The organism is Microcoleus sp. Pol14D4 (genome assembly GCF_036701245.1).
Lineage (GTDB): Bacteria > Cyanobacteriota > Cyanobacteriia > Cyanobacteriales > Microcoleaceae > Microcoleus.
Genome location: NZ_JAUBQM010000087.1, coordinates 20,900 through 27,701, shown reverse-complemented (window position 1 = coordinate 27,701; position 6,802 = coordinate 20,900). Strand labels below are relative to the sequence as shown.

At 49.9% G+C, this 6,802-nt stretch carries 3 protein-coding genes; all 3 read right to left on the bottom strand.

What is annotated here, in order from left to right; genetic code table 11:
• Positions 1 to 444: 444 nt before the first annotated feature.
• A complete protein-coding gene (locus QUA33_RS23775) occupies positions 445 to 1,305 on the bottom strand; it encodes an SDR family oxidoreductase (RefSeq protein WP_333067372.1) in 861 nt (286 codons plus the stop codon).
• A gap of 408 nt (positions 1,306 to 1,713) precedes the next feature.
• Positions 1,714 to 4,176, bottom strand: a complete 2,463-nt coding sequence (locus tag QUA33_RS23770; protein ID WP_333151706.1) for an SdrD B-like domain-containing protein — start codon at positions 4,174 to 4,176, stop codon at positions 1,714 to 1,716.
• 547 nt (positions 4,177 to 4,723) lie between these two features.
• The gene (locus QUA33_RS23765) at positions 4,724 to 6,616 is read right to left on the bottom strand and encodes an SdrD B-like domain-containing protein (RefSeq protein WP_333151704.1); all 1,893 of its coding nucleotides are present in this window, start codon (positions 6,614 to 6,616) and stop codon (positions 4,724 to 4,726) included.
• Positions 6,617 to 6,802: the final 186 nt, after the last annotated feature.

Sequence of the window (6,802 nt, the reverse complement as noted above, 5' to 3'; positions counted from 1 at the left end):
TTATTCATCTTTTTATTCACGATCGAGTATTGCATATAATTGTATCATAGTCTTGATAATCATTTAGGATTGCTATAGCATCGGAATTATTCATTTATCTATTCTTTTCATCAGCCCTCATCTGCGTCAATCTCTTGTCATCTGCGGCTGGATAAATTCTCTTTTTTTAACCGCAGCGCAGATGAGGGCAGATTAATTGTATCAATTTCGGTTGCATCGCCCGTGATTGTTAAGCCTTCGGCGAAGCTAAGTGGGCATCACTGTTGACTGGATTTTACGCCCGACGATGCTAGCAGATTGAATATAACTAAAAAAATGAATAAACCCGCCCTAGGTAACGTGGTTGTGGGGGCGGGTTTATTTATATGGTGAGTTATAGTCAGAGGTTGTGGGTGAAAGTTCCCCCACAAAATGCGGTTATTTATATATTAACTCGCGCCAAATCTACCCGTTAATAACAGATCCGCCGTTGGGATGCAAAATTTGACCAGTCATGTAAGACGAATCTTTTGAAGCTAAAAACACGTAACTGGGGGCAACTTCATCGGGTTGACCTGCGCGTCCCAAGGCAGTGTCTGCACCAAATTTCTCCACTTTTTCTTCAGGGAAAGTTGCAGGAATTAGAGGCGTCCAAATCGGACCGGGGGCGACTCCGTTGACGCGAATTCCTTTTTCAGCTAAACTTTGAGACAAAGAACGGGTAAAGGCAACAATTGCTCCTTTTGTGGAGGAGTAATCTAGTAATTGTTGATTGCCTTTGTAGGCGGTGACAGAGGTAGTGTTGATAATTGCACTTCCCTCTTTGAGGTGTTTGAGAGCGGCTTTTGTAAGATAAAACATGGAGAAAATATTGGTGCGGAATGTGCGCTCTAATTGTTCGGCGGTGATGTTTTCGATGCTTTCTTGGGGATGTTGTTCGGCGGCGTTGTTGACTAAGATGTCGAGATGGCCAAATTCTTTAACTGTTTGTTCTACAAGGTTTTGACACACGCTTTCATCGCCGATGTCGCCGGCGATCGCAATACAGCGCCGGCCTTGTTGTTCGATCGCCTCTTTGGTTTTTTTGGCATCATCATCTTCGTTGAGATAGCTGATGACCACGTTAGCGCCTTCCTTGGCAAAGGCGATCGCCACCGCCCGCCCGATACCGCTGTCTCCGCCGGTAATTAAGGCTACTTTGTCCCGCAATTTGTCGCTACCGCGATATCCCTCCGCGAAGGATTGGGGTTGCGGGGTCATTTGCGATTCAATACCGGGTTGCTGTTCTTGATGTTGAGCCGGATTCGTTTGTTGTTGAGTTGGCATAACATATTCCTCTACGTTCTACCTCTATAAATAAAGGTTTTCTTGAGGCGGGGAATCGCTCTTTTTGCCGATCGTACCCTACTACTAAAGACAGTAATTAAAGAGATAAATAATTAAAGAGATAAATCCACCCGTCATCCAAGTTTATGGTTGTGGAGGGCTGGTTTGTCTAAGTTGTGAGTTTTCCTCAAAGATTGTCGGTAAAACTCGCCACTACGATCATCGGGATATATTTGTTGTAGAGGCGGGTTTCACGAACAATATTTCCGGTAATTAAAGAAATCGATAAACCCGCCGCGCGAGCCTCTAATTATGGTCACAACAGCAAAAAGCACGCCAAAACATGATTTGACGTGCAGTTTAAAGAAGCTAGTTGCTAATTGCTGAGTCTAGAACTAGAAACCCAACCTAACCTTCAAAGAAGGAAAACGACGGATCAGCAGTGCCCACCATCAATTGAGAGTCCTTTTTGTTGAGACCGTTGTTTTCTAAAAACTGTAGAACCAGCTTACTCGCCTCGCGTTGCAAATCGTCCCCCTTAACAAAGCGGCTAACACCTGCACTCTTAGGAGCGAGCAAGTCATCGACGCTGCTGGGTTTCACCAGAGCCACCGCTGAAGGGTCGGGCTTAATCAACTCATCGGGATCGGAGATGCTAGAAGCAGTCACCGTGCCGCCGGTCAGCGGATCGATGCTGTCAATAACCCTTTCTGGTTCCGTCGGTACTGGCGCCGGCACGATCGGCGTTACAAAAGTATTTGGCCCCGGTACCGAGAACGCAACAGGGTTAGGCCCTGTCGGAATGGGGAACGGGTTGGGAACGCCCGGAGCGTTGAAAACTTCCAAGAGCGAGTAGGTGCCCGGAGCTAAATTGGTGAACAGAACCTCGCCCTGAGCATTACTCCTCACCAGAGGCTCGGTAGCAGGATCGTAGCGGCCGTTCCGGTTGAAATCCAAGGTGAACGGGATACCCTCCAAAGGAGGTTCGCCCTCATCTCGAAGCCCGTTGCGGTTGTCGTCCCGGAATTTTCCTCCGAGATAGTTAAAGAACTGACCGTTGCCCACCAAAGCACAAGTAAACGTTTGGTTGGCGCCCAAAACGATGTCCAGTGGTTGAGTAGTTTGGAAAGAATTGGAAGGCACCACTTCCCGGACTCGGTAAATACCGGGGGTCAAATTGCCAAACTCCCAGCGGCCGAACTGATCGCTGACGGTACTTGCTTCTCCGGCATCAAGGGCGTCGTTACCGTTGCTGTCGATGTAGATTGTGACCCCTGCGATCGGCGTTTCAAAGCCGTCCCGGTAGCCGTTGCCGTTCAAGTCTTGGAATTTGCACCCAGTGATGCGGCTGTTGGGGGTGTTGCCAAAGACAACGTTGGCATCTTGAGTGCTGAGGTTGAACTGCACCCGAGCCGGAGTAGTAGCACTAAAACCAGCTTGCGGCACTTCCCGAACCACATAATTGCCCGGTTCCAGGTTGGTGAAAACACCGCGCCCGTTGGTATCAGTTACTAACGACTGTTCCCCTGTGTCGAGGGCGCCGTTGTCGTTGGCATCTAGGTACACCGTGATGCCGGGAATGCCCACTTCCTGTAGAGTGTTTGCCGGTTCGTAACGACCATTAGCGTTCTGATCGTTGTATTTGAAGACCGTGATGTTGGGGCGCGTATTCCCGACTGCACCGCTACCTGGATTTACCAAAATCGGGGTGAAGAAGACTGCGGGTTCCGGGTTTACGGGGGGGAAGGGGGGCGGAAAGTTCGCCGCAACGACCCGCTGGCCGCCTGCAACTGCTGGATCTGCCACTATGAAAGGCAGTGTTCCCTGCTGTCGCGATTGGGGTCCGGGGGCTGTGACTTCTACCGGGTTCTGCGTAGTTGCAATTGGCGGCTGGTTGGGTATGAATGTTTCAAAGGTTTCCAATACTGAGTAGCTGCCAGCCTTCAAATCTCTGAAGGTAGCCCTACCATCAGGGCCAGTTTTCAGCTGCGGTTCGCCCGCGTCTGTCCTGCCGTTCCGGTTCAAATCGAGGATGAACGGGATGCCCTCGAGGGCAACTTCGCCGGAGTCTTGTATGCCGTTGGCGTTGTTGTCCCGGAATTTGAAGATCGGGATTTCGTACAAAGGAGTGTTGCCCACTTGAGCGCAGGCCCAGATTTCGCCCTGACCAAGGTTAATGTCAAGCAGGGAGATGCTGCCGGGGGGGGTGCTTTGGGGAAAATCTCTTTCTAAAGGTTCAGTGCCTGGCCCGTTGGCTCGCTCTTCCCGAATCCGGTATAGCCCTGCCTGCAAACCGGTGAATCGGTACTCGCCGTTTCTATCAGTTAAGGTACTGGTGTCCCCTGCATCTAGCTGACCGTTGTTGTTGGCATCGATATAGATTCTGACGTTTTCCATCGGGGGTTCACTCCCGTCTCGAAAGCCGTCGTTATCTACGTCGAGGTATTTGCAGCCAATAATCTGACCGTCACCTGTAGCATTACCGAACAACACTGTGGCATTAATGCCCGCGAGGGTAACGACGACTGGGTTGGGAGTTGTCGGGCTGAAATTTGGTGGCGAGATTTCCCTGACAGTATAGGTGCCTGGAAGCAAGCCTGGAAATACGAAGTTTCCGCTGGCGTTTGTCAACGTCGAGGGTTCACCTGGCTCGACAGCGCCGTTGTTATTGGTGTCAATAAAGATTCGGACGTTGGGGAGTCCCGGTTCGCCTGCATCTCGAATGCCGTTGCGGTTCTGGTCGTTGAACTTGGTACCCTGGATACCCGCAGGAGCGTTGCCAAAATTGATGGTTGGCGGTAACACTACTGGGGGTAATACAGGAGTTACCTGACTAGCATTTCTTTCTGCCATGATTTTCTGTTCCTTCACACCTAAATCTACGTAAGCTACAGGCTACTGTATCACTTTGTCAATCAGCAGTTAGCTGCTGCTAGCGACTGACGATCGCTACTCAATCATACATACGTCTACGTTGCTCGAAGGTTCCTCATCTAACATCAGGCTTACTCCAGCTTGGTCGCACGAGATTATATCAGGTTTTGAATAACGGTGGCAATTTGAGGGCAATATCTTCAAGATTGGCGCCCTGAGTTCTTCTGCCCGTGGACACTTGCTGTTTTGAGCTGGAACAACGTTAAAACTCACTGCACCTCGGTGACTTGAGCGACCATGCCACAAGGGCGATCGCACTTGGGGCATTGTCTGATAATTCCTAAAAACAGGTATGATACTACCTCTGAATCTTGCTCCTCATATACAAGCCAGCTTTGGGCTTCCCGGAACTCTGGCTATGCGTTGGAGGTTGCCAACAATAGGGTATCACGCGATCGCCCTTTAACCTCTTCCTAATTTTTATCTGCGGTTTGGAATTCCGGGCGATCGAGTTTTGTGTCACCCTACATAACGGAGAAATCTCTTACACCCATCCGCACAACTGATCGCTCGCCCCTTTAATTAATTCATTGGTATTGACAAAATTACTAACTCGTGGATTAAGCTCCAGACCGACATTCTGTTGCCCAAAGTTAGGAATATTGCCTAAATTCGCAAAAAATCCATCACTCAAAAATTTACTAATTCGATCACTATCACGACATTGGCTCAAAAGCAAGCTATCTGCCCCCATATTGTCCGCAGGTTCGCTCGCATAGCTGCTGCCATCCGTCAGCGGGTCGCCCCTCAAGGATTTAGTTGACCTACCCTCAGCCTCTCCCGTCACCAAATCGATGCTGCTAGCCCGAATCTCTGCCGAGACAACAACTAGCGCAGGCGGAGTCGTTTGAATGAAACCGGGCGGCGGAACTTCGCGGACAACATAACTACCTACCGGAACATTGCGGAAACTGTAATTGCCCTGAACGTCGCTTAAGGTAGTCGCTTCGCCCGGATCTAAACTGCTGTTATTGTTGAGGTCGATGTAAATTTGAGTATTGGCGATCGGGGGTTCTCCGGGATCTAGGCGACCGTTGGCGTTAAAATCGTTAAATTTCACACCGCCGATCGTGCCCGTCACCAACACGTTACCAAAACTCAAATTAGTGGCATTCGTGCCGTTGCCCACGGTGATTGGAGTCGGATTAGGCGTGGTTTGTCGAAAACCGGGCTGCGGGACTTCCCTCACCACATAGGTCCCTTGAGGCAAATTGATAAAAGAGAAATTACCTTCGGGGTTTGTTAAAGTCGCAGGTTCACCCGGATCTAAACTGCCGTTGTTGTTGAAATCAAGGTAAATCGGCCAGTTGGCAACTCTCGGTTCCGTCGGTTCGTTGATGCCGTTAGCGTTGAGGTCGTTGAACTTGAAGCCGCTGATGCTGCCGGTAGGAAAATTGTTGCCGAAATTGACGCCGACAGCATTGGTATTGCCGGTTATGTCAATCGGGCCTGGATTTGGCGTAGTCTGTACCCATCCCGGTTGCTGGACTTCCCTCACCAAATATCGGCCGGGAGAAACATTGGCAAAAGTGTAGTTGCCTTGCGGGTTGGTGATGGTGTTGGCTTCGCCCGGATCAAAGCTGCCATTGCCGTTGAAGTCGAGGTAAATTGGCCAGTTGCTCAGAGGCGGATCTGTCGCATCTCTGACGCTGTTGGCATTGAGGTCATTGAACTTGATCCCGCTGATGCTGCCGACAAAAAAGACATTGCCAAAATTGATGTTGTTGACAGTGGCGTTGGAAGTAACGTTAATCGGCCCAGGGTCAGGCGTGGTTTGGAGAAAACCTGGTTGCTGGACTTCTCTCACCAAATATGTATCTGCAGGAATATTGACAAAAGCATAATTGCCTTCAAAATTTGTCAAAGTAACAGGTTCGCCGCCGTCTAGCCTGTTGTTGCGGTTGAGGTCGAGGTAAATTTGCCAGTTAGCTAGCCCTTGTTCCCCGAGATCTCGGCTGCTGTTGTTGTTGATGTCGTTGAATTTTGTGCCTGCGATCGTCCCTGCGTTAAAGTTGTTGCCAAAATTGATATTGCCAGCGTTTGTGCCGCTGGTAATCGTGATGGGTGCGGGATTTGGGGTAGTTTGGCGAAAGTTCGGCTGCTGGACTTCCCTAACTTGGTACGTTCCCGGCGGCAGGTTGGCGAAGATGTAGTTGCCTTGCGGGTTTGTAAGCGTGGAAGGTTCGTTAAATTCTGGCTGGCCGTTGTTGTTGAGGTCGAGGTAGATTTGCCAGTTGGGAATGGGGACTTCTCCGGGATCGGGGCGGCCGTTGGCGTTAAAATCGTTGTATTTGGTGCCGCTGATGCTGCCGACTTGGAAGTTCCCGATGTTGACGTTGCCGATGTCTATTTGGCTGGCGGTTCTGGATTCGGACATGGTGTTGCTGGGGCCCAATGAACGCGGTTCAATGTTTTCTGTAGGGCAATCTAGCAGTTTTTTTGCCAATTGCAGCTATTTGAGAGGGATAAATTTTTTTTAGGAAAGGCAAGGAAGGAAAAGTTGCGAGTTTTAATTTAATGTGGGAACCTGGCTTTGCCTCGGAACCAGTAAATGCCCGATGCC

Bases quoted from the DNA above. Each gene is read 5' to 3' on its own strand.
- QUA33_RS23765 (WP_333151704.1), bottom strand. From the start codon at position 6,616: ATGTCCGAATCCAGAACCGCCAGCCAAATAGACATCGGCAACGTCAAC.
- QUA33_RS23775 (WP_333067372.1), bottom strand. From the start codon at position 1,305: ATGCCAACTCAACAACAAACGAATCCGGCTCAACATCAAGAACAGCAA.